Origin of the sequence: Succinimonas sp., assembly GCF_045225735.1 — a bacterium.
Taxonomy (GTDB): Bacteria; Pseudomonadota; Gammaproteobacteria; order Enterobacterales; family Succinivibrionaceae; genus Succinimonas.
Genome location: NZ_JBGVBR010000140.1, coordinates 1 through 2,031, shown reverse-complemented (window position 1 = coordinate 2,031; position 2,031 = coordinate 1). Strand labels below are relative to the sequence as shown.

Annotated in this window: 1 protein-coding gene; it reads right to left on the bottom strand. The window is 47.9% G+C overall.

The genetic code is table 11. From position 1 onward, the window contains the following. Positions 1-1,950, bottom strand: a 1,950-nt coding sequence (locus ACJROR_RS05055) for an MMPL family transporter (RefSeq protein ID WP_406546143.1), incomplete at its 3' end; no start/stop codon positions are given. Positions 1,951-2,031 lie beyond the last annotated feature (81 nt).

Genomic DNA, 2,031 nt, shown 5'->3' with positions numbered 1-2,031 from the left:
GGCCAGGAAATAAATGCTGTTTCCAAAAAGGCCGATACTGGCTACAGTGATAAAAACACTGGTCTGGACAATCAGTACAAGAATCAGCGGAATCATAAATGATCTGGTAGACAGGGACACGATCAGGAAGATTACTGCAGCCGTCAGAATGGTAATAAACAGGTACTCACTTCCGAAGGAACGCGACATCTCGAGATTCATAGCTGAATTGCCGACAAGATAATATTTCCCTTTGAATGCTTTATCGCACGCGGAAGAAAGCCTGTCAATAAACCCGAATGTTTCCTCATCCTCATCCGGGTATTTGGTTGTGATAATCATTCGGGAATGCGTTTCTCCCACCAACTGCATTTTCCCGGCAGCTAATTCTTCCTTTGCGTCAGCCAGTACAGCTTTTGCGTCCTCGCCCAGCAGCGGTGAGAACCGCGGATCATTCTGAACCGTATCGTAAAGGAAGTTAAACAGTTCCTCCATCGTCATTGTCCACTGCGGATCGCCGTCTTCAATTCCCGCTTTGTACAGGAATGCCAGTTCCAGTGATTCTTGATTTATATCAGGCGAAAAAATTGAAAACATGTCCGCCATCTGCTTCGGTGTCATCGGATCGTCCCCGGCAAACATGCCGACCACCCCGGCATAATCTCCGATTTGTGAAAGCATTTCCCGCTGATCCCCGCTCATATATGCCTCAAACATTTCATTCCCGGCAATATGATCGGAAAGGAAGTTCAAGAACTCCTCCGCTGTCATTTTCAGGGACTGATCTTCCGCATAGCGCAGATAATAGATCATGGAAAGGAGATCCCCGTTTAGTTTTATACCGTCCTGCATTTCAGGCATGTTCCACGCCATTTCTTCCGCCGTATAGGGCGTGGCAAGCGCTGAATAATAACAGGCGACAGATTTCACATTGCTGTCTGCCTCAAGTGTCCTGCAGATTTTGGGAATATTCGGCTCGTCATCATTCTGATAAACAAGCACCATTGTATTATCGGCGGGAAAAACATCTGCGACCGGATCCTCCCGCTGCATTGTATATACGATTTCGGTCTGCTGCTGCAGGAACAGCGCCCCGGCCATCACAAGCACAAACGCAACCGTAATTGCAGCATGTTTTTTGTTCGAAAATGACGCAAGGAATTTCGTCGGAATCCGGAGCGATTTCTTGGTCGTTTTCCGGATCAGGCCGTCACAGGAAATCAGGATCCCCGGCATAATCACCAGAACACAGAACATACTCAGGAATACGCCTTTTGCCAGGACAAGGCCCAGGTCCATGCCGATTTTAAAGCTCATAAACACGAGCATCAGGAGCCCGGCAACCGTCGTCATCCCGCTGGAAACGATCGATGAAAAGGCATTGATGACTGCTGTCTTCATGGAAGCAGCAACATCTTTGTTTTTTGCTCTTTCCTGTTTGAATCGATTGCTCAGGATAATGGAATAATCCATGGAAAGTACCAGCTGCAGGATCGCTGACATCGAAGCGGTAACAGTGGAAACGCTCCCCTGAAAGATATTGGTTCCCTGATTGATAATCACCGCAAATCCGATACCAACAAGGAAGAGAAAAGGTTCAATCCACGATCCGCACATGACAAGCAGAATCAGAAGAATGGCAGCAACCCCGCTGAGCAGAATCCATGCCGGTACTTCGGGAATTCCGACATCATCGTCATGCCAGGCCATTTCATAACCTTGAAAAGCCTGATTAAGCGCTTTCTTGATGGCTTTCATTTCCGCAGATTTATAACCTGCGTCCGTGCTGACGACATACAGCGTGCGGCTGTCCCGGTTATAATCCGTATGATCCGCCTGCCAGGCAACGCCCGTCACATACGGGATACTTTGCAGCCTTGCGCGAATGCCTTCTTTTTCCTCCGGTTTCAGGTGGTTAAACATTACGCGGATTGTCTGGCTTGTCTGTGCTTCGGGAAACTCGTCTGACATAATGTCTATTCCCTGCTTCATTGCTGATTTGTCAGGCAGATAATGTGTCAGGTCTTCATTGGTTTCAACTTTTGTGACCAA